24 protein-coding genes and 1 riboswitch are annotated in these 23,681 nt (G+C 39.2%); of the genes, 20 read left to right on the forward strand and 4 right to left on the reverse strand.

The features are described 5' to 3' along the window. The first annotated feature begins 23 nt into the window (after positions 1–23). The 4 genes from AC5YGI_RS18890 to AC5YGI_RS18905 all read left to right on the forward strand — a co-directional run bounded on the left by AC5YGI_RS18890 (position 24) and on the right by AC5YGI_RS18905 (position 3,755). Positions 24–644 (forward strand): hypothetical protein, encoded by a 621-nt coding sequence (locus tag AC5YGI_RS18890; RefSeq protein WP_496169253.1) that lies wholly within the window; start codon positions 24–26, stop codon positions 642–644. 13 nt (positions 645–657) lie between these two features. Beyond that, positions 658–1,059 carry a DoxX family protein gene (locus AC5YGI_RS18895; RefSeq protein ID WP_330746126.1) on the forward strand — a complete coding sequence of 134 codons (402 nt, stop codon included), beginning with the start codon at positions 658–660 and terminating at the stop codon, positions 1,057–1,059. Positions 1,060–1,426: 367 nt separating this feature from the next. Then, complete coding sequence (locus AC5YGI_RS18900; protein WP_496169255.1) at positions 1,427–2,842, forward strand: aldehyde dehydrogenase family protein; 1,416 nt, start codon at positions 1,427–1,429, stop codon at positions 2,840–2,842. A gap of 115 nt (positions 2,843–2,957) precedes the next feature. Beyond that, positions 2,958–3,755 carry a helix-turn-helix domain-containing protein gene (locus tag AC5YGI_RS18905; RefSeq protein WP_446106083.1) on the forward strand — a complete coding sequence of 266 codons (798 nt, stop codon included), beginning with the start codon at positions 2,958–2,960 and terminating at the stop codon, positions 3,753–3,755. Positions 3,756–3,945: 190 nt separating this feature from the next. Here AC5YGI_RS18905 and metE read toward each other — a convergent pair whose 3' ends face one another. Next, positions 3,946–6,249, reverse strand: a complete 2,304-nt coding sequence (metE, locus tag AC5YGI_RS18910; RefSeq protein WP_496169256.1) for a 5-methyltetrahydropteroyltriglutamate--homocysteine S-methyltransferase — start codon at positions 6,247–6,249, stop codon at positions 3,946–3,948. Positions 6,250–6,425: 176 nt separating this feature from the next. Then, positions 6,426–6,611: riboswitch (cobalamin riboswitch) on the reverse strand. A gap of 195 nt (positions 6,612–6,806) precedes the next feature. Between metE and AC5YGI_RS18915 the strand changes: the two genes are divergently transcribed. Next, a complete protein-coding gene (locus AC5YGI_RS18915) occupies positions 6,807–7,268 on the forward strand; it encodes an Lrp/AsnC family transcriptional regulator (RefSeq protein ID WP_047422640.1) in 462 nt (153 codons plus the stop codon). An 83-nt stretch (positions 7,269–7,351) separates the two neighbouring features. Here the strand turns inward: AC5YGI_RS18915 and AC5YGI_RS18920 are convergent, their stop codons facing one another. The 3 genes from AC5YGI_RS18920 to AC5YGI_RS18930 form a co-directional block, all read right to left on the reverse strand. Continuing rightward, the gene (locus AC5YGI_RS18920) at positions 7,352–7,894 is read right to left on the reverse strand and encodes a hypothetical protein (RefSeq protein WP_496169258.1); all 543 of its coding nucleotides are present in this window, start codon (positions 7,892–7,894) and stop codon (positions 7,352–7,354) included. Positions 7,895–7,991: 97 nt separating this feature from the next. Beyond that, a complete protein-coding gene (locus tag AC5YGI_RS18925; protein WP_496169260.1) occupies positions 7,992–8,360 on the reverse strand; it encodes a VOC family protein in 369 nt (122 codons plus the stop codon). A gap of 7 nt (positions 8,361–8,367) precedes the next feature. Next, on the reverse strand, positions 8,368–9,228 hold the full coding sequence (locus AC5YGI_RS18930; RefSeq protein WP_330746120.1) for an alpha/beta fold hydrolase: 861 nt from the start codon (positions 9,226–9,228) through the stop codon (positions 8,368–8,370). A 271-nt stretch (positions 9,229–9,499) separates the two neighbouring features. On the opposite strand from AC5YGI_RS18930, the gene AC5YGI_RS18935 reads away from it, so the two are divergent. The 15 genes from AC5YGI_RS18935 to AC5YGI_RS19005 all read left to right on the forward strand — a co-directional run bounded on the left by AC5YGI_RS18935 (position 9,500) and on the right by AC5YGI_RS19005 (position 23,680). After that, positions 9,500–9,643, forward strand: coding sequence for a bacteriocin-like protein (locus AC5YGI_RS18935; RefSeq protein ID WP_330746119.1), 144 nt, complete (start codon positions 9,500–9,502; stop codon positions 9,641–9,643). 26 nt (positions 9,644–9,669) lie between these two features. Continuing rightward, positions 9,670–9,816, forward strand: a complete 147-nt coding sequence (locus AC5YGI_RS18940) for a bacteriocin-like protein (RefSeq protein ID WP_330746118.1) — start codon at positions 9,670–9,672, stop codon at positions 9,814–9,816. A gap of 366 nt (positions 9,817–10,182) precedes the next feature. Beyond that, positions 10,183–11,190, forward strand: coding sequence for a LacI family DNA-binding transcriptional regulator (locus AC5YGI_RS18945; RefSeq protein ID WP_446106089.1), 1,008 nt, complete (start codon positions 10,183–10,185; stop codon positions 11,188–11,190). Between the two features lie 54 nt (positions 11,191–11,244). Then, positions 11,245–12,159, forward strand: a complete 915-nt coding sequence (locus AC5YGI_RS18950; RefSeq protein WP_446106090.1) for a carbohydrate kinase family protein — start codon at positions 11,245–11,247, stop codon at positions 12,157–12,159. A 10-nt stretch (positions 12,160–12,169) separates the two neighbouring features. Then, positions 12,170–13,414, forward strand: a complete 1,245-nt coding sequence (locus AC5YGI_RS18955) for a sugar MFS transporter (RefSeq protein ID WP_496169261.1) — start codon at positions 12,170–12,172, stop codon at positions 13,412–13,414. A 5-nt stretch (positions 13,415–13,419) separates the two neighbouring features. Next, positions 13,420–14,829 (forward strand): carbohydrate porin, encoded by a 1,410-nt coding sequence (locus tag AC5YGI_RS18960; RefSeq protein WP_496169263.1) that lies wholly within the window; start codon positions 13,420–13,422, stop codon positions 14,827–14,829. Between the two features lie 18 nt (positions 14,830–14,847). Beyond that, complete coding sequence (locus AC5YGI_RS18965) at positions 14,848–15,690, forward strand: sugar phosphate isomerase/epimerase family protein (protein WP_496169264.1); 843 nt, start codon at positions 14,848–14,850, stop codon at positions 15,688–15,690. 164 nt (positions 15,691–15,854) lie between these two features. Continuing rightward, positions 15,855–16,328, forward strand: coding sequence for a Dps family protein (locus tag AC5YGI_RS18970; RefSeq protein ID WP_110011611.1), 474 nt, complete (start codon positions 15,855–15,857; stop codon positions 16,326–16,328). 54 nt (positions 16,329–16,382) lie between these two features. Continuing rightward, positions 16,383–17,078: a LytR/AlgR family response regulator transcription factor gene (locus tag AC5YGI_RS18975; RefSeq protein ID WP_002978774.1), complete on the forward strand. Its 696-nt coding sequence runs from the start codon at positions 16,383–16,385 to the stop codon at positions 17,076–17,078. Positions 17,079–17,190: 112 nt separating this feature from the next. Beyond that, positions 17,191–19,398, forward strand: coding sequence for a hybrid sensor histidine kinase/response regulator (locus AC5YGI_RS18980; RefSeq protein ID WP_496169265.1), 2,208 nt, complete (start codon positions 17,191–17,193; stop codon positions 19,396–19,398). A gap of 12 nt (positions 19,399–19,410) precedes the next feature. Next, entirely contained in the window at positions 19,411–20,469 is a 1,059-nt protein-coding gene (locus AC5YGI_RS18985) for an NADH:flavin oxidoreductase/NADH oxidase (RefSeq protein WP_496169266.1), read from the forward strand. A gap of 22 nt (positions 20,470–20,491) precedes the next feature. Continuing rightward, positions 20,492–21,043 carry an antibiotic biosynthesis monooxygenase gene (locus AC5YGI_RS18990; RefSeq protein ID WP_496169267.1) on the forward strand — a complete coding sequence of 184 codons (552 nt, stop codon included), beginning with the start codon at positions 20,492–20,494 and terminating at the stop codon, positions 21,041–21,043. A gap of 201 nt (positions 21,044–21,244) precedes the next feature. Beyond that, entirely contained in the window at positions 21,245–21,802 is a 558-nt protein-coding gene (locus AC5YGI_RS18995; RefSeq protein ID WP_496169268.1) for a hypothetical protein, read from the forward strand. A 133-nt stretch (positions 21,803–21,935) separates the two neighbouring features. Continuing rightward, positions 21,936–22,982, forward strand: a complete 1,047-nt coding sequence (locus AC5YGI_RS19000; RefSeq protein WP_496169269.1) for a cupin domain-containing protein — start codon at positions 21,936–21,938, stop codon at positions 22,980–22,982. A 5-nt stretch (positions 22,983–22,987) separates the two neighbouring features. Beyond that, a complete protein-coding gene (locus AC5YGI_RS19005) occupies positions 22,988–23,680 on the forward strand; it encodes a YoaK family protein (protein ID WP_496169270.1) in 693 nt (230 codons plus the stop codon). Position 23,681 lies beyond the last annotated feature (1 nt).

Below are 23,681 nucleotides of genomic sequence, written 5' to 3' on the forward strand. Positions count from 1 at the left end.
CACAGAAATTTAATGAGTGAAATATGAAGGCAAAAATTATCGCTGTAACAGTTCTTGCATCAGCTTCCCTGAACCTGAATGCACAGAAACTTTCCTATACCCCGGATCTTGTTTTAGGGCATCGCTCCTATACTTATATGCACAATATCAATTATCAGCTGAATGAACGGTTGAAATTGAACAATCTTACCCTATTTGATACAGAATACACCAAAGATAAAGAAAACATATTCTTCATCAGAAATACCCTCTCGTATAATCTTACCAAAAGACTGAGTGCCAATGCAGCATTTGGAATGAAAAATCCGGGCGCATTTTTCAGTGCCTATCTGCAATATAAAATCATTCAGTCCTCCTATTCACTTTCCTACTCTATAGGAACTACGTATCAGAAAGGATTTTCTCTGGAACAGTCTGTATCATTTGAATACACCCCTTATCTGACAGAAAATATAAAGGGATATTTCAGTGTACTTGCTATTGGAAACCTCGATGACAGCGGATATCCCAGAGGGCTGCAGTTTATCAGACTGGGCCTGAAACAGGATAAAATGATGTACGGGCTGGCTTCCAATTTCGACCAGTTTAATAATGGAAAAAAGACCCTGGAAAATATCGGGGCATTTGTAAAATATAACTTTTAAATAATGATAAGAAATGAAAAAGAACATTGATTCAGGATTACTGATCACCAGAATAGCAATTGCATTTCCGATGTCCGTTTATGGAATCAGTAAAATGATCCATGGAGTTGGTTTTATTGAAGATATGATGAGCATGCATGGCTTACCGTCCTTCTTTGCGTATGGCGTGTTTGCCGGAGAAATTATTGCACCTGTAATGCTGATCATAGGATTTCGGGCTCGTCTGGCAGGCCTGATCTTTGCTGTCAATTGCTTCACGGCTACGATTCTTGCACAAACAGCTAATATTTTCAAACTTAATGAATTCGGAGGCTGGGCTTTGGAACTGCTTGTCATCTATATGCTTGTAAGTTTAAGCTTTTTCTTTACCGGAGCAGGAAAATATGCCGTTTCAACCCAAAATAAATGGGATTAAAATACTCAGAAATTTTCTATTCACTATGGATAAATCAGAGTCTCAGGATTCTGGTTTATTTTTTTCTGAGTAAAAATTCTTTACACCTGTAGTGTTACTCAAAAATCAGGTAAGCTATAGCTTTTCTCTGTAGTAAAGTTTGATACTAAGCGAAAATAAGTTTCAGAGTGGCTCTCAAAACGTTTTATTTACCTGGTTATGATAAAACTAGCCAATTTTATCGGAGAACAGAGCTTTTCACAGCTAAATCCAAAAAAACCCAATGGACAATCTCTGAAATGGACCATACAACAAAGAAAAATTGAGCTTTACAACAAACCTCTCTTTTCCGTTTCTGCCGAAATTTGTGGTATTAAAATCATTAAAAATGAATCAGATTAATAAAATTTACATCAACGGCGAATTTGTTACGCCAAGAGGAACAGAAACTTTTGATCTTATCAATCCCGTTACCAACCAAAAAACCGGAGAAGTGGTTCTGGGAAATGAAGAAGATACCAGAATGGCCATTGCAGCGGCAAAGAAAGCTTTTAAAACTTTTTCAAAAACAACAAAGGAAGAAAGGATCCATTTTCTTAAAAAACTGCATGAAGCCGTAAGCAAAAGAGAAGATGAGCTGGTTGCTGCCATGGTGAATGAATATGGAGGAACTTTACAGTTCAGCAGAATGAGTGTCCAAAATGCAATCTCTGCCTTTACAGCTACGATCAATACTTTAGAATCTTATGATTTCGAAAGAACGGTGGGACATTCCAAAGTACGTTTTGAATCTTTAGGTGTCGTTGGAATCATTACCCCATGGAATGCCAGCAACAGCTTTATCTGTAATAAACTTGCTACAGCCATTGCTGCCGGGTGTACCGCTGTTATCAAACCCAGCGAAATGAGTGCGGCACAAACCCAGCTGCTTACTGAATGTTTCCATGAAGCCGCCCTTCCGGAAGGAGTTTTCAATATTGTTAACGGATTAGGAAATGTAGTTGGAAATGAAATTACCCATCATCCGGATATCGCAAAAATCTCTTTCACCGGATCTACACTTACGGGAAAAGCGATTGCCAAAGGAGCTGTAGACACTATGAAAAGGGTAACCCTGGAACTTGGAGGAAAGTCTCCTAATATTATTCTTGAAGATGCCGATTTTGAAAAAGCAATCCCAATGGCCGTTTTCGGGGCTTATATGAATAATGGTCAGGCCTGCATCGCCCCTACCCGATTATTGGTTCCGCAAAACAGACTGGAGGAGGTAAATGAACTGGCTAAAAAAGCAGCCGGACAGGTAAAAGTAGGAAATCCTGCTGAAGAAGATACTCTTGTAGGGCCTATGGTGAGTACAAAACAATTTGAAAGAGTTCAAAGTTATATCCGTCTGGGACAGGAAGAAGGAGCCGTTCTGCTTGCAGGTGGTGAAGGAAAGCCGGAAGGCCTTGAAAGCGGTAATTTTGTAAAAGCAACCATCTTTACCAATGTCCGTAATGATATGCGCATTGCACAGGAGGAGATTTTCGGGCCTGTATTGTCTATTATTCCTTATGCTGATGAAGAAGAAGCAATTGCCATTGCCAATGACACCACTTATGGACTTGCAGCTTATATCAGCTCTGATAATCATGAACATGCGGAACGTGTAGCTGCCCGGATTGATGCCGGAAGAATCTGTATTAATGGGTTTACCCACGATCCATACGCGCCTTTCGGTGGTTTCAAGCAAAGCGGTATCGGGCGTGAGTTTGGTGTATTCGGACTGGAAGCTTACCTGGAACCCAAAACGATTCTGGCTTAGCAGGATCTTCTTCACAGCAAAATATTCTCAGGATTACTTTGCTGTGGAGATTCTATGATCCTTAAAAGTTTTGTAAGTTTGAATAAGAATTGATCAAGAAACAACTATCTGAGCTATGAGCGAAAATAATATTCCTTTTCCCATCAATTATTCCTGTCATTTTTCAGAATTCAGGGAAGGAGAACAGTTTGCACGAATTCACAGCCTCGGCCTGGTGCTTTCCGGGGAAATGGAACTTAATGACGGCATCACAAAAACGATATTTAAAGAAGGAGAACTCTATTCTGCCAGAAAAAACCATTTATTAAAATTTGCAAAATATCCACCCAAAAACGGGGAAATCAGAACCATATCCATCTATTTTGACGATGCCATGCTTCATGATTTCAGCCGAGAATATGGGTATCAGGCAGAAAAAAAGGACAATGTCCGGGCCTATATAAAACCGGAGCAAAAGGCATTACATTCTTTTATGTACTCATTATTACCGTATGAAGATCTTCCTGCTTCCGAAGAAATCCTGAGGCTTAAACAAAAAGAAGCTCTCCTTTTACTGTTGAATTACGATCCCGGTCTTAAAGATATTTTGTTTGATTTTTCCGAGCCCTATAAAATAGATATTGAGAGTTTTATGAATAAAAACTTTCATTTCAATGTCAATGTAGAACGTTTTGCTTATTTAACAGGGAGAAGTCTGTCTGCATTTAAAAGGGATTTTCAAAAGATATTCGGAATCCCTCCAAGACAATGGCTGCAGCTTCGAAGATTAAAGGAAGCTCATTTTCTGCTAAGCCAAAAAGGAAAATCTGTTTCTGATATTTATCTGGATCTTGGATTTGAAAATTTATCCCATTTCTCATTTGCCTTTAAAAAACAGTATGGCTATCCGCCAAGTGTATTACAGGCAAAATAATTTAGATTGTTGAACCATTAAGATCCTATGAAAGTGTTAAGGTTATGAAGACAAGTTTGCTTATACTTTAAATCAGAACAATTTTCAAGTACTTTATTTTTCAAAAATTTAATAATTTAAAAATATCAGATCGTGCCATGAAAATCATAACACGATCTGAATTATTGAATCTAATTATTGTAAAAGTTTTTTAAAGTGCATATTCTACAGAAGCTTCTTTGGCAGCAGCCACCATTGCGATTAAAGCTTTTTCAGTTTCTTCCCAGTGTCTTGTCTTCAGTCCGCAATCCGGATTTACCCAGAGCTGATTGGCAGGAATTACATTCTGAGCCTTTCTCAGCAGCTCAATCATTTCTTCTTTTGACGGAACTCTTGGTGAGTGAATATCGTATACTCCAGGACCAATTTCATTCGGATATTTGAAATCTGCAAAAGCATTCAGCAGTTCCATCTGAGAACGGGAACACTCTATAGTAATCACATCAGCATCCATATCGGCAATGTTTTCAATAATATCGTTAAATTCAGAATAACACATATGCGTATGGATCTGGGTAGCATCTTCTACTCCGCTTGCTGAAATTCTGAAAGCTTCTACGGCCCATTTCAAATAGTTCTGCCAGTCTGCTTTTCTTAATGGAAGACCTTCTCTTATGGCAGGCTCATCAATCTGAATAATTCTGATTCCTGCTTTTTCCAGGTCCACCACTTCATCACGAATTGCCAAGGCAATCTGCTTACAAGTTTCTGAACGAGGCTGATCATCACGTACAAAAGACCACTGTAAAATGGTAACCGGACCTGTTAACATTCCTTTTACCCATTTTTCAGTCTGAGATTGGGCATATTGAGACCAGTACACCGTCATCGGAGTTGGGCGGGAAACGTCACCGAAGATCACAGGTGGTTTTACACAACGGCTTCCGTAGCTTTGTACCCAACCGTTTTGGGTGAATACAAATCCTTCCAGCTGTTCTCCGAAGTATTCCACCATATCGTTACGCTCAAATTCTCCGTGAACCAATACATCAATTCCGATGTCTTCCTGCCAGCGGATTGTTCTTTGCGTTTCCTCTTTCAGTAAAATATCATATTGTTCTGCTGTCAGTTCTCCTTTTTTGAATTTGGCTCTCCAGCTTCTCACTTCTGCGGTTTGCGGGAATGATCCGATCGTAGTGGTGGGGAACAAAGGAAGCTGCAATACTTCCTGTTGCTCTTTTTTACGGATTTTGAAGGTGTTTGTTCTCTGAGCATCTTTTTCTGTAACAGCATTGGCTCTTTGTTTTACCTGATCATTATGGATAAGAGAAGAAGTTCTTCTACTCTCAATTGCTTTTTTATTTTCTTCAAATGCTTCAAAAATCTGTTCATTTTCCGTTCCGGAAGCCAGTTCTTTAAGAGTTACTACTTCTTTTACTTTTTGTTTAGCAAAAGCCAGCCAGTTCTTAATTTCCGGGTTAAGATTGGTTTCAAAATCCAGGTCACAGGGTGAATGAAGCAATGAGCATGATGGTGCAATGAAAATTCTTTCAGATCCTAATTTTTCAACCGCTTTACTGATGAAAGACAACGACTTTTCATAATCATTTTTCCAGATATTTCTACCGTCAACCAGTCCTAATGAAAGGTTTAAACTGTCCGGAATAACATTCAGAATATCATCCAGCTGCTCAGGATTTCTAACCAGATCAACATGCAATGTATTGACAGGAAGTGAAACGGCAAGTGAAGTATTGTCTTTTAATCCGTCAAAATAGGAAGCCACAATAAATTTCAGTTTCGGGAAACGTTTTCTGATTTCGGCATACACATAACGGTAAGTTTCTTTGGCTTTCTCTGTTAAATCCAATGCCAGGAAAGGTTCATCAAACTGAATCCATTCTGCACCCTGCTCCTGAAGTTTGGTTAAAATCTCTATATAAACAGGAAGAAGATTTCCGGCCAGATCCAGTTTATCAAACCCTTCTTCTTTTTCTTTTCCTAATAACAGATAAGAAACCAGCCCGATAATAACCGGTTTCGCATTGATTCCAGCTTGTTTTGCTCCTGCAAATTCATTGAAAATTTTGTCTGAGCTCAGCTTAAACTGTTGATTTTTATAAAATTCCGGAACGATGTAATGATAGTTGGTATCGAACCATTTGGTCATTTCCATGGCAGTGATATCCAAGCCGTCCTTCTGATAGCCTCTTGCCATCGCAAAATAAAGATCCAGCTCAGTATTGTTTTTTTTAAGCACCACTTCATGGTACCGTGTTGGAATGGCACCTACGACAAGACTCATATCCAATACCTGATCATAATATGAAAAATCATTACATGGGATAAGATCTATTCCTGCTTCTTTCTGAATATTCCAGTTTTGACTGCAGAGAGTTCTTCCGGTATTCAGAAGTTCTTCCAAAAGGATTTTACCTGACCAGTACTGCTCGCAGGCTTTTTTGAGTTCTCTTTTGCTACCAATACGCGGATAGCCAAGAATGTGAGTTTGCATTTTTTTAAACTTTTTAATTAAACTTATTGGGAAGTCCTTTACAATGCTTCGTTATGTTTTGCGGAAAAAGTTTCAGGAAAATAGTGACATAGCAGACAGCGTAATTTCCTTTAAAAAAGAAAATACCCGAATCCGATATATCATCTGTATGACCCAAAGCTTCAGCCCGCGAAAGCATTGTCAATTCAGTAAAGGCAGGTCTCCTGACTTGTAACAGTTTCCGTCATCCTTCCCGCTTTTGGCAGTGGATCTGCAAGGACAGAAACTTTTGGTGGGTTACTTACAGTTGCGCGACAGTTCGTGATTTGCACACGATTCCCTATTAATCTACCTTAAGTAAAACCTTTCCTGTTTGATGAAGTATCTGTAAAGAACTGTACTTTTACCTTTAACAAAGGTTATCAGTAAAAGTTTTTAATTTTGTGTAAAATTAGTAATACAGAATAAAACCACAACTGGAAACAAATAATTAAGCAAATTAAACTTCAGGAATTAAAAATAAAAGCATATAATTCTTTATATTTGACTGTTTTAATCATTTAAAAGAATAATATTCTGTGGAACAACTCGATGATAAGGATGTACAGCTGCTCAGGCTCCTCCAGAAAAACGCTAAACTTACCGTTAAAGAGCTCGCTAAAGAAGTGAACCTTTCTACTTCACCGGTTTTCGAAAGGGTCAAAAGGCTTGAACAGGAAGGTTTTGTTAAAAGATATGCGGCAGTTCTTGATGCTGAAAAACTGAACCGTGGATTTACGGTGTTCTGCCAGATCAAACTTAAAATCCACGACCGGTCCGTGGGGTATGATTTTGTAAAAGAAATTTTAGAAATTGAAGAAGTTGCGGAATGTTACAATATTTCCGGAGATTTTGATTTCCTTCTGAAAGTGCAGGTGCGGGATATGAAACATTATCAGGATTTTGTATTCAATAAGCTTGGATCTGTGGATTCCATAGGGAGTACCCACAGTACGTTTGTGATGGCTGAGGTAAAGAATAACCATGGGCTGACGATATAGATTTCTTTTAAAGTTAACGCCGTCTGAGGATAAAAAAATCCGTCAATAATGACGGATAGTATAATTATTTTGTTTTTTAGTACTTAATTGGCAGCCGGATCCGTAAGTTCTGTTGTTAAACCTATTGATTTTAACAGGTTCTTACTGTCGAAAAGCAATGTTGTATAATGTTTCCCTTTTTTAAAAACCAGTTTTGACCCTCCCGGAAATTCACTGTCTGCTCCCGATTTTTGTATTTTGGCATTGTACTTACCGAACTTCGTTTTACTGTCCTGTAATGTACTTTTATTCAGAACAAGACCAAAAGGAAGTCCTTCCACAATGACAGGTTTATTGTCTGAAGTCACAAAAAACATTTCATTGATAGTATTGTCTTTTCCCAGGCTGCAATAAAGCTCCAGTCCTGTTTTCATAGGCCATTTTGCATATTTTTCTTCGTTGGCATCTTCATAAAAAACAGTTTTTACGTTCAATGCTTTTGAAATTTTATCCGGAGTCTGCGGGAATATGAATTCTGAGTTTTTGTCCAGTAAAGAACCCAACGCGGCTGTTTTCTGTGAAAATGCAGTTGCACTTAATACCAGAAAAAAGATGGTGGCAATGAAATGGAATGGTCTCGTCTGCATAAAAATATTTTAAGTTGTAATGATTTGGCTAAAGATATTAAAATTTTGAACAAAGCTCCATTTTAAGCAATTTTTTACATCGTATTTCTGTTTTTGGCTATTTTCTTTCCTGTAAATTGAACACGGTACCGGCAGGATCGGTAATCCAGTGCATATTTTCAGGAAGCTCTTCTATTTCGTCGCAGGTTTCCACACCGTTTGACAGCAGATATTGTGTAGCAGCTTCTACATCGGGAACGGTAAGCTGCAGCCATGTTTCAGAATGGGTATAGTTATCAACACAATCCAGCCAAATAATATTATTCCCGAATTTTACTTCGTGAGTTCTGGAAACAGTAGGATTATTAATGGGTTTTTCCTCTACTTCTAATTTTAGAATTTCTCTGTAGAAGGCCACTGTCTTTTCATATTTATTTTTGGGAATTTTTATAGCGATATTAATTCCTGCCTCAAATTTTGGATTCATACTCAAACTATTTTAAAAAATTATTCAGATAGTTCAGAATCATTGCCGTCTGCATCATCAGGCTCACATGAGTTTGTCCGGGAGCGATAGCCAGCTGGGACTTTGGCAATTCGCCCATATCTGCAAAAACATCACCTCCCAATAATTTATAGGTTTTTGAAAGTTCTGTTTTATCCAATCCGTCATTATCACCAGCTATGATTAAAACAGGCACCGGAATTTTAGAGATATTATCATCACCCAGGTCGAAAGGCTGTCCGGCAGAAGCCATCATCTGTTCCAGAAATGGTTTCCATTTTGTTTTATCAGGTGCTACAGCATTATAGGCAGCATGCATAGGGCTGTTTGTAAAGAGTTCAGGTTTCATTCCTTCAAGAGCTTTATTGACTTCGGGCAGCCACCCGTTAGTTTTGTAGGTTGATGAAATGATAACCAGTTTGTTCAGTCTTTCCGGACTTTGAATAGCCAGTTTATAGGCCACTTCACCTCCAAAGCTGTAGCCTGCCACATCTGCTTTGTCAATTTTCAGATAGTCCATTACCTTTGTAACATCACTGGCTAAAGTAGCATGCGATAATTTCCTTTCTGAAAAAGGCGTGTGTCCGTGTCCCTGTAATTCAAGAGCTATTACTTTTCTGTTTTTGGACAGTTCCGGGATCAATTCGCCCCAGTTCAAATCAATCGTCATGAAGGCGCCATGTAACAATACAAGTGGCTTTCCTTTGCCATAGACTTCATAATAAACTTTGATGCCATTAACAGGTGCATAGCCGCTTTCAGAAGGTTTTATTTTTTGTCCATATACCGGAGAGGCGGCAAGGATAATAATAAAGAACAATACTGCAGAGAATTTGAATAAACTTTTCATAATATTATCAGATTTGGTGGATTAATTTTAAGTCAAAGTTACCAACCCGATCGGAAAACGGACTTGTCACAGGACAAGATTTTATGTAAATGGGAGGAATTCTTTAAGGGTTGGTTTAAGTTTATTTCCACAAAAATATTTTAACTCATTACCTGAAATAAACCTCAATCAGCCTACGATTAAGCAATTAAAAAATAAAAATTTTACAATAATTCTACCATAGTTGATAAAATTTTATTAATTTCGAATTGAACTAAACGTACAATTTATTATGAAAAATTTAAAGAAAATCGAAAGAAAAGAATTGAAAACAATTAAGGGAGGAATTGACTGCAGAGGCGGTCAGCTATGCTTAATTGATGGTAAGTGGCAGTGCATGCCTTATGACGGATGTGGTGGCGGAAACCAGCCTTAATTTAGGTTTAATGCAATTACTTGACTATGAAAAATTTTAAAAAAATTTCAAGAGACCAGTTGAGGAATATTAATGGCGGAGCGACAAGCTGCTCTGAAGCCTGCTGCCCACCTCCGGGAATCAAAAGATGTCCATGGGTGATCTGTGTAGCGCCATGTGATATTTTAAGTTAAAAGACTGTATTCTCAAAATAAGCCCTGCAATTCTTATAAATTGCAGGGTTTTTATTTTATGGTGTAAAGTAAAAACTCTCATTATTATGTTTTTTTATTATTAGATATAAAACTTAGTTTCCAGCTATTTAAATCTAAAAATTAAATTTATTGGATAAACGTTTAACCCAAATTTAATCTCTATATTAAATAAGTTAACAATTTATTCATATTAAAAAAGACAACAATAATCTAAAGCACTGATAATGAAAACGTTGATTATTTTTTAAAAAATTGCGAAATTACATATTTTTCGGAAACCACCAAAAAAAACAGCTATTGTTTTTTTACTATTTTCTGAAATATTTTTGTGCATTAAAAAATAAGATGAAAAGGTCTTCCATAAAAGATATTGCTAAACTGGCAGGAGTTTCCGTAGCCACCGTTTCTTATGTTCTTAACAGAAAGGAAGGGCAGCGTATCAGTGAGGAGACCCGGAAAAAAATTTTTGAAATTGCTGAAACGATTAACTATACCCCGAATAAAATCGCAAAAAGCCTTAAAACTAATAAAACAAAGCTTCTTGGATTAATCGTGGCGGATATCTCCAATGACTTCTATTCCCATATGGCAAGAAACCTTGAAGATAAAGCTTTAAAGTTGGGTTATACCCTGATCATCGGCAGTTCTGATGAAAATGCAGAAAAATTTAAAAAACTTACCGAGCTTTTTTCGCAGCAGCAGGTAGACGGAATGATCGTTGCTCCCGTAGCAGGATCAGAAAAGACACTTGAAAACCTTATTCATATTAAATATCCTGTTGTAACGATTGACAGATATCTTAAAGGGGTTTCTGTTCCCGGAATTACCATTGATAATCAAGAGATTGCGGAAAACACGGCCAGCCTGCTTCTTAATAAGAACTTTGACAAAATGATCTATATAGGCTATGAAACTGATCTTCCACACCTTCTGGACCGCCAGCATGGCTTTGAGAAAGCGGTAAGCTCTTCCAGCAAAACAGTTGAAATTCAATATCTTCTGGTAGGATTGGAAAATATAGTACAGGAGGTACATTCTAAGCTTGAAAGTACGTTGGGCAAAACTCCAGAAAATACTGCGTTATATTTTTCCAGTAATAAACTTGCGGTAGCAGGGCTTTCCTATCTCGTTAAAAACAATATAAAAGTTCCGGAACAGGTCTCAGTATTGGCATTTGATGAAACGGATGCCTATGACCTCTTCCCTACGGAGATTACCTACATCCAGCAGCCGATTGAAGAAATGGCTGAAGAGGCTATCAAGCTTCTGGACGGACAAATTAACCATTATGCAGCAACAGGTAAAAGAATAACATTATCCGCAAAACTGATTGCCAAAGCATCTTTAAAATAATCAAATCTATATCAATCATTTTTTTTAAATAATAACTTAAACGTTTAACTAACTATGATAAAAAATAAATTAAATCACGTGGTATGTTTCGGAGAAGTTCTGTGGGATATCTTCCCTTCCGGATCCAGAGCTGGTGGTGCGCCATTTAATGTTGCCTACAATCTTTTTAAAATGGGAATCGACACCAAAATGCTAAGCCGTATAGGAAATGATGAATTAGGGCACCGCCTTCTTAACCAAATTCAGAATTGGGGAATAACAACAGATTTCATTCAGGTAGACCAGGAAAAGGCTACAGGAACTGTAATTGCTGATTTTGATGAGCATGGTGAAGCTGTATATGATATTGTACAGGAGGTTGCCTGGGACTATATCCAACCTCTGCCGGAACACAAAGAACTGATACAAAATTCAGAAGCATTTGTTTTTGGAAGTCTGATCACCAGAAGTGAAGCTTCACAAAATACGCTATTGCAACTTTTGGAATATTCAAAGTTCAGGGTTTTTGATGTTAATTTCCGCCCTCCTTTCATCGATTTTGAATTCATTAAAAAATTATTGCACAAATCTGACCTTGTTAAAATGAATAAGGCAGAGCTCAGAACAATTCTTGAATATCTCGGTGAAGACTATATTGATGAAGATACCAGCATCAAACATCTTCAGGCTTATTTCAACCTGAATGAAATTGTCCTTACCAAAGGAAGTAAAGGCGCCAGATATTTTGTAGGGGATACTGCGTATGATTTTCCGGCAGTTCATATTGAAATTGCAGATACTGTGGGCAGTGGGGATTCTTTTCTGGCCGGGTTTCTGTCTAAAAGAATTCAGGGAAAATCGCCGGAAGAGATCATGAAACAGGCAACTTCACTGGGAGCCTTTATCACTTCGAAATCAGGAGCATGTCCGGATTATACCTATGAAGAATTCAAGGCATTCAGAGAAAAAAACAGCTGTAAAACCTCTTAAAAACAACGATATGAATACTCCAAAATTTACAGATAAGAAATACTATATCATCCTGTCCTTTGTTACCTCTTTATTCTTTTTCTGGGCTATTGCCCTTACCATGGGTGATGTTCTGAATAAGCATTTCCAGAACGTTCTTCACATTTCGAAGTCCAAATCAGGGCTGGTACAACTTTCCATTTTTGGGGCATATGCATTGATGGGCGTTCCGGCAGGCCTGTTTATGAAAAAGTTCGGTTACAAATTAGGGGTCATCCTGGGACTTTCATTGTTTGCACTGGGATCTTTTTTGTTTATTCCGGCAGCCAATACTTCTTCTTTTAACTTTTTCAGACTTGCTCTTTTTGTTCTGGCAATGGGAATGGCAACCCTTGAAACGGTAGCCCATCCTTTTGTAGCAGCTCTTGGTGATGAAAGAACGAGTGATCAGAGGGTTAATTTTGCCCAGTCTTTTAATGGTCTGGGAGCTATTATCGGTCCTCTTTTAGGCGGTTATTTTATTTTCGGAACTCCTGATTCCGGATCTGGATCACTGGATTCAGTAAAAAATCTTTATACCTGGATTGGGATTGTCATTCTTGCGATTACTATTATTTTCAGCTTTATCAGAGTTCCTGATCTGAAAGACCCTCATGCGGAAGATATCATCATTTCAGACAATGAAAAAGGAGAAGACCTTAGTGTATCAGATCCACATGCACCGCTTTATAAGCAGAGACATTTTATATTTGCAGTTATTGCCCAGTTTTTTAATATTGCCGCACAGGGCGGAACCTGGGCTTATTTTATCAATTACGGTGTAGAAAAAATGCACCTTCCGGAAATACAGGCTTCCTATTACTTTTCTTTAAGTATGGCCATGATGATGATCGGAAGATTTATCGGAACTTTCCTGATGAGATTTATTGCTCCCAACAAACTGCTGGCTATTTTTACCGCATGTAATATTGTTCTGTGCCTGATTATTTCCCAAAGTTTCGGATGGATATCATTTGTAAGCCTTATTTTGCTCAATCTGTTCCTGAGTGTGATGTATCCTACCATATTTAGTCTTGGGCTTAAAAGATTAGGATCTAAAGTTCAGCAGGCTTCCTCATTCCTGGTTATGGCCATGTTTGGAGGAGCTGTTTTTCCACCGATCATGGGAAGAATTGCTGAAAAAGATATTGCTCATGCGTATCTGCTTCCTATTCTATGTTATGTTGTTATTTTATTATTTGCATTAAAGTACTACAAGCCTAAAACACTTAAATAATCCCTATGAAAACAAAGCTTTTATTAGCCTGGCTCATGTTACTTACGTGTGCTGGCAGGGAAATTAATGCCCAGATCACGATAACCAATAAGAAATTTTCCTTCGGAACAACGGGAAGAATCGGAGCCGGTTATTCTCCGAATGCCGATGGAAAAACAGGAAGACAGCTGAATCTGAACAATCAGGGATCTTTAGGAGGCAGAATGGATCAGGGAGATTACGTAGATTTCTTACCAGCCTTCCATTTTAGCCCGGTGGTGAACGGTGACAGTACAAAAAGTACAAAGATCGATATGCAGGCAAGATTGAGCTTTTATTCAGGAGGGACTTTTCTGGGAAATGTAGACTCAAAATCCAATCAGGGAATGATTGTTGCCTTACCGGAAGCCTTTGTTGAGGCCAGAAACATTATGGGAAGTGACTGGGATGTTTGGGCCGGATCAAGATGGCTGAGATATGATGACATTCACATTGCAGATTACTTTTATTTTGATGACCATTCGGCAACCGGTTGGGGACTAAGACATAAAAACACAAGGTTTTCAATGTTTTTCCCGGCAGTTATTGATACCACAGCCAGCAACTCCACTCCATATTCTTACACCAATGTGATCAGTGGATCAAAAAACCTGATCTACAGACAAAGGGAGGTTTTTGTCCTTGAGCAGACGCTGCCATTTAAAAATACAAAACACAAGTTGAAACTGATGGCGGAATTTCATCATGTAGAAAAATCAGGGGAAAATTCCGTAGAGCAATATCCATCAGATCAGGGCTGGGTTTTTGGAGCTAAATTAAATACAGATATTCCAACAACAATTCCGGGTTCATTCAATCAGATTTCTGTAAGATACGGGACAGGAATTGCCAATGGAGGTGATAATGGTAATACACAGACCTGGCGAACCTACGGAGCACCTGATGAGATCACAAAAACATATAAAGGAGCTTACTCTTTTACGGTTGTTGAACATTTCCTCTGGAATATCTCAAACCGGTGGTCGCTTAATCCCTATGCCGTTTTCACCAAAAGTAAGGGAGGGTCAACCAGTACTGACAAAGCGATGGACTATTATAACCGTGAAATTTTCAACAAAAAAACAGAATTTAATACGGGAATCAGAGCCACTTATTATTACAACAACTGGTTTCATATTCTTTCGGAATTTCACTATGCAACACGAAAAAACGGAATCCAGGATGCAGAATCAATGATGAAGCTGGTTTTGGCTCCTACCATCGTACCTACCGCTGAAAGAAGCGTCTGGGCAAGACCCCACATCCGTTTTATTGCAGAAGTATCAAGGTATAATGATGAAGCTATGAACAGTCTTTACTCACCGTTTTTACATCAGTCAGGAGCCAAAAGATACGGGACTTACTTCGGAATACGAACAGAATGGTGGATTTTTTAAATTAAATAAAAAAATATAATGAATATAAAGTTAGGAGCTTCCCTACTCTCCTGGATCACTCCGCTATGGAATGCGGAATCTGGAAAATATGCGATAGAAAAAACGGCTCAGGCCGGATTTGATCTGATCGAAATACTGTTACCTGCATCAATGGATTTTAATGCAAAAACCGTAAAAAGACAGCTGGAAGACAACCATCTTGAAGCGGTATGCTCGCTGAACCTTCCCAAAGACGCTCATATTGCGTTCTATCCTGAAGCTGCGGAAAAGCTTATTAAAAAAGCAATTGATAAAGTTGATGAACTGGAAACCCATCTTCTGGCTGGTGTCCTGCATGGCGGAATCAGTGTTTTTACAGGAAAACCACTTACAGAAAACGAAAAAGAAATCATTGCTGATGTGTGGTGCCATGTGGCGGATTACGCCCAAACCAAAAGTATCGATATTGCCATAGAGCCTATTAACCGCTATGAATCCTATGTCTGCAATACGGCAGAAAATGTCCTGGAACTTATAAAGAAAACAGGCAAAAATAATCTTTTCCTCCACCTTGATACCTTTCATATGAATATTGAGGAAAATAATTTCTATGATCCGATTATCAATTCCGGAAAAATGCTGAAGCATATTCATGTTACAGAATCCCACCGGGGTATGCCGGGAGAAGGAACTGTCAACTGGGAAGAGTTTTTCTCAGCATTGAAAAATATCAATTTTGAAGGGAATCTCGTTCTTGAAAATTTCTCTTCCTCAATTCCCGGAATGCAGGAACAGGTTTCTTTGTGGCAGAAATCACCTCATGATGCCCAGGAGCTGGCGGAAGGCAGTCTTGATTTTTTAAGAAAGCATCTCTGCAGTTGATAAAATTATGTGTTATATTATTTTGAAACTTATGGAAAGTGGAAATTGTCCGCTTTTCACCGACTGATTCTGCCCGTTCATCGAAATTCCAAGCCGTTTTGTTGCGTTATTGAAGACCTTTACACCAGAAAAAAGCAATAATGCTCAACTAAAATCTTATTATTATGAAAACAAAAATCGGAATTACAGAAAAAAACACAGAAGCTGTTGCAGAACAATTAGCAAAACTATTAGCAGATGAAACACTGCTTTACATCAAAACAAGAAATGCCCACTGGAACGTAACCGGAGATAACTTCCATGCCAATCATATTTTCTTTGAAGAACAGTACAAACAACTGGATGAACTGATTGACAGCGTGGCAGAAAGAATGCGTAAAATCGGACATTATGCACCGGCGACTATGAAAATCTATCTGGAACTGACTCATTTAACGGAATACAGTGAAAGAACAAACGATGGCCTCGGATACATGAAAGATTTATTAAGTGACCATGAAAGCATCATTGAATTTCTCCGCGGAAACATCACTCCATTTGCAGAAAAGTACAAAGATTATGGCACCAGTGATTTCATTACAGGCCTGATGGAAGCTCATGAAGAAATGGCCTGGATGATCCGCTCCTATTTCAGATAACATAAAATAAAAAAGTTATAATTATCTTTGTGTGAATCATAAACAACTATACCTATGAAAGCCTTAATCGTGGATGATAATGATATTGCAAGAACAACATTAGCCCATCTCGCCAAACAGGTTCCGGATCTTTCCATTGTCAGCGAGTTTTCCAATGCCATAGAAGCTTATCATTATCTTCAGTCCAATTCAGTAGATCTGATATTTCTTGATATAGAAATGCCGGAAATGACAGGAATTGAACTCACGAAAACGCTTTCCGGTAAAGAGACCATCATCATTTTCACGACCTCGAAAAAAGAATATGCACTGGAAGCCTTTGAGCTTAATATTGCAGATTACCTTCTGAAGCCCATTATGCCGGTAAGATTTCTGCAGGCTGTAAGCAAGGCACAGACGATTCTTGAAAGCAGAAAAGAAAATGTGGAAATCACAAGGGATGAGTTTCTTTTTGTAAGGGATTCCAATATTACAAGGCGCTTAAAACTGGATGATATTTTCTACGCAGAAGCCATGGGTGATTATGTAAAGTTTTACACCAAAGAAAAGATGTTTGCCATTCACGGTAAAATGAAAACTGCCGAAGAACGTCTTCCCAAGGATCATTTTATAAGAGTCCACCGTTCCTATATTGTTTCTGTAGGCAAAATTGACACCCTTCAGGACGGCGGTATTATGATCAACGGTAAATTCATTCCCGTAGCGGATGCATACCGTAAGGCACTCAATACAAGAATGAATGTCTTTTAGCATTGACAGACATCTGGCATGTTTGTCCATCTTTTGATCTCTATTTGTGAATGGACCCGGAGTACCCCCGACTCTTCACCGGAATTTTTTATCTTAAATCAGACCGTTATTTATGAAAAATATATCTTCAGTAATGGATAACAAACGATTCAGCTATTTTATTATCCTGACTTTTATTGCGGGATCACTCCTATTGATAGCTGTTCAGCTCAATTCTGCAGGAAATACCAAGGCACTGATTCAGAATAACAATACCTTGCTGAGCGAATTGCGTTCAAGCAATCATTTACGGGAGATTGACCGTGATATTCTGGGGGTGGAAAGCAGAATCAGAGCTTCTATTGCAACGAATGATACCACCCATCTTGAAGGCATCGACCAAAAAATCAGTCAGATTGAAAATTTCCTGGATTCTCTTTCCAAAGACAATGTAAACGCCGAAGAAGAAAAGCTGATCCACAGGTTAAGCGTTCTTGCCATGGAAAAGAAAACAACCAAAGATAAACTCCTGCACCGTTATCTTTCTGTTGGAAACATGGACGATAATACCTCCATTGCCAATCCGCGTGCACGAAAAATTTCTAATGAAATTACCAGCATCACGGCTAAAATATATGAAAGCAGAAAGCTGAATATGGTTGAACTCAGCCAGAAAAGTGAGGAAATGGGGCAGAAAGCAAGATTTTATGACATTTCAATATTGGTTTTACTGATTTTGGGAGGTTCTGTCGTAGGCTATCACATTCTTCGTCAGTTTAAACGCCAGAGATTACTTATAAACGAACTTGATATTGCCGAAAAAAAAGCATTGGTAGCAGCACAGACCAAAGAAAACTTCCTTGCCAATATGAGCCATGAAATCAGAACTCCTTTAAGCGGAATTCTCGGGTTTACCAATCTGCTGCAAAAACGTCCACTGGACGAAACCTCAGCAGAATTTGTCTCTTCCATACAGCGTTCCGGAGAAAACCTGATGGCCATCATCAATGATATTCTTGATTTATCTAAAATAGAAGCCGGAATGATGCGGATTACCCCTGGAATTTTCAGCATTAACGGACTGGTTAATTCCGTAGAAACTTTTTTTACAGAACGGGCCAGAGAAAAAGGACTTACCATATCCAGTACGATTGATCCTTCCATTCCTGACACATTGGTGGGAGATGCCACAAGACTGACCCAGATTTTAGTGAACCTCATCGGAAATGCCATAAAATTTACCCATCAGGGAAATATTTCTGTTGAAATCTACAGTAAACAGCAAACAGAGAAGGAAGCTGTTCTGGGATTTAAAATTTCAGATACGGGAATTGGAATTGACAAAGAAAAGCTCACTGAAATCTTCGAAAGATTCAACCAGGGAGAAGACTCAACAACAAGAAATTACGGTGGAACAGGATTAGGCTTATCCATCGTGAAAAGCTTAATTGTACTTCAGAACGGAAACATCGAGGTGAGCAGTGAACAGGGCAAAGGAACTACATTTCATTTCTATATTCCTTACGGAATTGCTGAGGAACAGCTTACTGTCATTCCAGCTGTTGATCCCCACTATTTTAAAGATAAATCCAATACGCCCCTGAAAGTACTGGTGGTTGATGATAATGTGATCAATCAAAGCCTGATGAAACATTTACTTTCCCAGTGGAATATTGATTTTCATATTGCATCGAATGGTCTTGAAGGAGTAAGTTATCTCAAAAGCAATGCATGCGACCTGGTTTTAATGGATATACAGATGCCGCAGATGGATGGATATGCTGCCACCCAAAAAATACGGGAAGAACTCCGACTGGATATTCCGATCATCGCAATGACCGCCCATGCGCTGGCAGGCGAAAGAGAAAGATGCCTGAGCCGTGGGATGAACGAATATATTCCTAAGCCTGTCAATGAAGAAGAGCTGTTTATGCTGATTTCTAAACTCGGGTTTAAAGAACATAATAAAAACGAAAAGAAAACCGAAAATCCGTCATCTGACTATCAGTATATTGATCTCTCTTATATGCAGGCGGTAAGCGGTGGCGACAAAAGCTTCGAACAAATGGTCACTCAACAGTTTATTGAGAATATTCCCAATCACCTACAGAAACTGACAACGGCTTACGAAAACAAAGATTTTCAGGAGGTGAAACTGTGGGCTCATGATCTGAAATCCAGCATTGCCATCATGGGATTACATCCTCTGTTAAAGGAAAAACTTGATATTCTTGAAACAGCATCAGCAGAAAGCTCTGATCTGCAAAAAATACTGACAGAAGTACAGAAAGTTCTGGCAGAAGCAGTTTCCGAAGCTGAAGCATTTTCAAAAACAATTTAAAAATAAGAAAAAATGAATTTATTTTCACCCATACACATTCGCAGTCTTACCTTAAAGAACAGGATTGCACTATCTCCTATGCAGCAATACAGCGCTAAAAACGGAGTTCCCGGCAACTGGCATCTCGTTCACCTTGGAAGCAGGGCTGTCGGCGGTGCAGGATTGATCCTTACCGAATGTACAGCCGTTTCAGAAGAAGGTCTGGCTACATTATCCGATGTAGGGATCTGGAACGATGAACAGAAAAATGCCTGGAAAAACATCGTAAATTTTGTGCATGAACAGGATGCCAAAATAGGGGTTCAACTCTGGCATGCAGGAGGAAAAGGCAGCCTGAAACATCCCAATGAAAGAATGAAACCTCTCACTCCGGAAGAAGGAGGCTGGACGGTAAAATCATCTTCTGCCCGGGAATTCAACGGAGTTTTTGCTGAAGAGCTCACCATTGATGAGATCCAGGGACTAAAGACGAAATTCGTTAAAGCAGCCCTTCGTGCTCTTGAAGCAGGCTTTGATACCATTGAACTGCATGCAGCGCATGGTTACCTGTTCCATCAGTTTTATTCCGCAGTGATCAACAAAAGACAGGATGAATATGGCGGAAGTTTTGAAAACAGGATCCGTTTTCTTGTGGAAACCGTTCAGGAAATCAGAAAAGCTATTCCTGCTGAAATGCCTCTTTTCGTAAGAATTTCTTCCACTGACTATATAGAATCGGAGGAAGCCTGGACTCTGGAAGACAGTATAAGACTTTCGGAAATCCTAAAAGAAAACGGTGTAGATTTCATTACGGCATCCGGCGGTGGATTTACCAATGTACGCAAGGATATGGTATTTCCAGGATATCAGGTTCCTTTTGCAAAAGCCATTAAAGAACAGACCGGGATTCTGACAGGAGCTGTGGGAATGATTACCGAAGCGGAACAGGCCAATGATCTCATTGCCAATGGAGATGCAGATCTGGTGATTATCGCCCGGGAACATCTTAGAGATCCTTATTTTGCCATTCATTCAGCAAGAGCATTAGGTGTTGAAACAGAAATTCCGTGGCAGTATAAAAGAGCATATTAAATTAACCCATAAAAAATCAGTTATGGAAAATCAGGGTGCCTCCGTAGTGATTACCCATCATATTCTGGATGGAAAACAATCACAGTATGAAAAATGGCTGGACGAAATTGTGCCTGTCACCAAACATTCTGAAGGCTTTATTGATCTGCAGATTATTCGGCCGATTCCCGATCTGACTTTTGTGTATACCGTCATTATCCGTTTTGATACGATTAACCATCTTAAAAGCTGGATGGAATCGGATAACCGGAAAAAGCTTATTGAGAAAGCGAATCCACTGTTCAGGAAAAACGACCATTACCAGATCAGATCCGGGCTTGATTTTCTTTTTACGACAGAAAATGAAGGGAATAAAGTTCCGGTACGCTGGAAACAGTTTCTGGCGACCTGGTCTGCCATTTATCCGCTGTCGGTTCTTATTCCTGCTTTGATCATTCCTTTTTTACGGTTTTTACATATTCCAGCCAATCATTATTTTGACGGATTCATCAATTCCGGAATTATTGTTTTTCTGATGGTGTTTGATGTAATGCCTAATTATACCAAACTGATTAAAAAATGGCTGTATAAATAGCCACATTTAAAAATTATCTTTCATCAATCACTGTAACCCACAGTGATTTTTTTGTTTTCAGGAACCTCGTCCTGTTACCATTTGAACCTCACCAGCTTATTGAACGACAGTTTTCGCCTGTTGACCGAACAGCATTAAAAATGAGAACAACCGGTTTGTAGCTTTACCTCATCAATAACATAACAATCAAAATCAACAACTATGGAAATCTTACAAACTCCCGAAAACGCACTATCTCACTCAAGCGTAAGCGCCATCATCCATGCACCCATTGAAAAAGTGAATATCGCAGACTGGCTGCTTAATCTGCCGGACGCCGAATACCAGCGCTGCTCTACCCAGCATATCGGAGCTGCTATTTCAGTTACTTTTGATGGCCAACCAGTGTCTTTAAACGTAGAAACGATTGGAGATGCACTGATGGTACAGCATTATGTTGCAGATATTCACCGTCCTGATTACTGCCGCATGCTTTCCATCTCTGATTCAATTACCAAAAACGGACGTACAAAAGTTCAGGTTCTATGGGAACTGAAAGTGACAAAGATCGATGAAAACACCTGTCTTTACACCAATGAAATTCATGCGACAGCCACTCCCGAAATGTTTGAATATCTGAAAGAACACGGGATCAACCTTGCTGATGCCGCTGCATCAAGACAGGCCGCTTCTGATGCCCATAATCATGAGGAAACTCCAAATTTTGCAAAAAGCATTGAAAATAAAGCACTGACAGGGCAATACAACCAGCCTTTTTAAGAAAGTGGCAAGCCCTTCATATCCTCAACGACTCATTTTGCCTTTTCACCGAATGACATCAAGAAAAAGTAAAATTCAGGAGTAGCTTTACAATAGCAAAAACAAAGAAAATTAATCACAAAAAAATAATACTATGAATCCATCATCATTAAGTTTCAGATACGAATTAGAAAAAAAAGAACCGCGTACCAGTGACGGCGGTACAACAAGAGGCGCTTCCGTAAAAGAATTCCCTGCTTCTGTAGGCATTGCCGGAGTTTCCATGAGATTACAGCCCGGAAGCATGAGAGAACTTCACTGGCATGCCAATGCCGCAGAATGGGCGTATGTAATTTCAGGAACAGTACGTACAACGATTATCCATCCGGAAGGACAGAGTTATACCGATAATTTTGAACCCGGTGACGTATGGTATTTCCCGAAAGGGTACGGACATTCCATCCAGGCTACCGGAACAGAGGAATGCCACTTTATCCTGATTTTCGACAACGGTAATTTTTCGGAAGACCATACCTTCAGCGTTACAGATTTTGTGTCAAGTGTGCCACCTGAAATCGTTGCACAGAATTTAGGACTAAGCCTTGAAGAAGTAGCAGAACTTCCACAGAAAGAGGTTTACTTCGCAGCGGGAGTTGTTCCTGACGAATTATCTGTGAACGCCGCAGCCCGTCCCGAGGAATCAGACATTGAACTGACAAGCCTTCACCGCTATCCTCTGCATTCCCAGCAGCCAAGAATCATTCCTGGCGGAGGGCTGCAGAGACTGGTTACCCGTAAGGAATTTCCGATCAGCACCACAATGGCCGGTTCTGTACTGGAGCTGCAACCCGGTGCATTAAGAGAAATGCATTGGCATCCTAATGCAGACGAATGGCAGTATTTTATATCCGGACAGGCAGAAATGTCGGTATTCCTGGCGGAAGGAGTATCTGTCACAGAACAGTTCAATGCCGGTGATGTAGGCTATGTCCCTATGGGAGCCGGGCATTATATCAAAAATACCGGAGATACCGTATGTAAAGTATTGATCGGATTTAATAGCGGCACCTATGAATCCATTGATATCAGCGAATGGCTGGCAGGAAACCCGAAAGATGTGGTTATCACCAATTTCGGACTGAAGGAAGGAGAAATAGAAAAATTTCCGGAAAAGAAAGTATTCATCAAACCTGGAAAATAGCGCCTGTGCTTCCGGAAACAAAAATCCTGCTTCCTGACAAGACCGTCAGAACACAGGAGAAACTGGCAGTATTCCTTGCTTTTATCGCAGGATATACAGATGCTACAGGACTGATACGATGGAAAACCTACGTTTCTTTTATGAGTGGCAATACAACCCAGTTAGGTGCAGCAGTTTTCAGTGAAAAACATGGTGTTATCATCAGTTCTGTCATTGTAATCATCTTTTTTCTGGCGGGGATTTATACAGGAACGTGTCTATCATTATCAAAGAAGTTCAGAAGCACAAAGATGATCTTCTACACAGTTTCCGGCATCATGATCCTTTACAGTATCACTGATTATTATGAGCATATTGCCCATGAAGTGTCTATAGCTGTTATCGGTTTCTCAATGGGTCTTATGAATACCATTGTCACATCGGTAGGTAACCAAAAGATCAACACCGATTTTGTGACAGGAACTTTAAACAGCCTGGCAAGAACAGCTGCTCTTTTTGTCATGAGTGATCAGGCAGAGAAGCGGAAGGAATACAAAGTAAATATCTTTCATTTGTTATTCTTATGGATGGGCTTTCTCTCCGGTGCTTTAGTAGCTCCTTTCCTGCTCTCTTATTCAGGAAACTGGACGTTGATGTTTCCGGCAGCCTTACTGCTCATCTGTGCATTCACAATGCCAATTACAACGATTAAAAATTAAT

Source organism: Chryseobacterium sp. CS3K3.1, from assembly GCF_059515165.1.

Bases quoted from the DNA above. Each gene is read 5' to 3' on its own strand.
- AC5YGI_RS18960 (WP_496169263.1), top strand. From the start codon at position 13,420: ATGAAAACAAAGCTTTTATTAGCCTGGCTCATGTTACTTACGTGTGCT.
- AC5YGI_RS18920 (WP_496169258.1), bottom strand. From the start codon at position 7,894: ATGCAGACGAGACCATTCCATTTCATTGCCACCATCTTTTTTCTGGTA.
- AC5YGI_RS18890 (WP_496169253.1), top strand. From the start codon at position 24: ATGAAGGCAAAAATTATCGCTGTAACAGTTCTTGCATCAGCTTCCCTG.
- AC5YGI_RS18970 (WP_110011611.1), top strand. From the start codon at position 15,855: ATGAAAACAAAAATCGGAATTACAGAAAAAAACACAGAAGCTGTTGCA.
- AC5YGI_RS18940 (WP_330746118.1), top strand. From the start codon at position 9,670: ATGAAAAATTTTAAAAAAATTTCAAGAGACCAGTTGAGGAATATTAAT.
- AC5YGI_RS18925 (WP_496169260.1), bottom strand. From the start codon at position 8,360: ATGAATCCAAAATTTGAGGCAGGAATTAATATCGCTATAAAAATTCCC.
- metE (WP_496169256.1), bottom strand. From the start codon at position 6,249: ATGCAAACTCACATTCTTGGCTATCCGCGTATTGGTAGCAAAAGAGAA.
- AC5YGI_RS18980 (WP_496169265.1), top strand. From the start codon at position 17,191: ATGAAAAATATATCTTCAGTAATGGATAACAAACGATTCAGCTATTTT.
- AC5YGI_RS18995 (WP_496169268.1), top strand. From the start codon at position 21,245: ATGGAAATCTTACAAACTCCCGAAAACGCACTATCTCACTCAAGCGTA.
- AC5YGI_RS18955 (WP_496169261.1), top strand. From the start codon at position 12,170: ATGAATACTCCAAAATTTACAGATAAGAAATACTATATCATCCTGTCC.
- AC5YGI_RS19000 (WP_496169269.1), top strand. From the start codon at position 21,936: ATGAATCCATCATCATTAAGTTTCAGATACGAATTAGAAAAAAAAGAA.
- AC5YGI_RS18950 (WP_446106090.1), top strand. From the start codon at position 11,245: ATGATAAAAAATAAATTAAATCACGTGGTATGTTTCGGAGAAGTTCTG.
- AC5YGI_RS18975 (WP_002978774.1), top strand. From the start codon at position 16,383: ATGAAAGCCTTAATCGTGGATGATAATGATATTGCAAGAACAACATTA.
- AC5YGI_RS18930 (WP_330746120.1), bottom strand. From the start codon at position 9,228: ATGAAAAGTTTATTCAAATTCTCTGCAGTATTGTTCTTTATTATTATC.
- AC5YGI_RS18945 (WP_446106089.1), top strand. From the start codon at position 10,183: ATGAAAAGGTCTTCCATAAAAGATATTGCTAAACTGGCAGGAGTTTCC.
- AC5YGI_RS18900 (WP_496169255.1), top strand. From the start codon at position 1,427: ATGAATCAGATTAATAAAATTTACATCAACGGCGAATTTGTTACGCCA.
- AC5YGI_RS18990 (WP_496169267.1), top strand. From the start codon at position 20,492: ATGGAAAATCAGGGTGCCTCCGTAGTGATTACCCATCATATTCTGGAT.
- AC5YGI_RS18895 (WP_330746126.1), top strand. From the start codon at position 658: ATGAAAAAGAACATTGATTCAGGATTACTGATCACCAGAATAGCAATT.
- AC5YGI_RS18905 (WP_446106083.1), top strand. From the start codon at position 2,958: ATGAGCGAAAATAATATTCCTTTTCCCATCAATTATTCCTGTCATTTT.
- AC5YGI_RS18965 (WP_496169264.1), top strand. From the start codon at position 14,848: ATGAATATAAAGTTAGGAGCTTCCCTACTCTCCTGGATCACTCCGCTA.
- AC5YGI_RS18985 (WP_496169266.1), top strand. From the start codon at position 19,411: ATGAATTTATTTTCACCCATACACATTCGCAGTCTTACCTTAAAGAAC.
- AC5YGI_RS18935 (WP_330746119.1), top strand. From the start codon at position 9,500: ATGAAAAATTTAAAGAAAATCGAAAGAAAAGAATTGAAAACAATTAAG.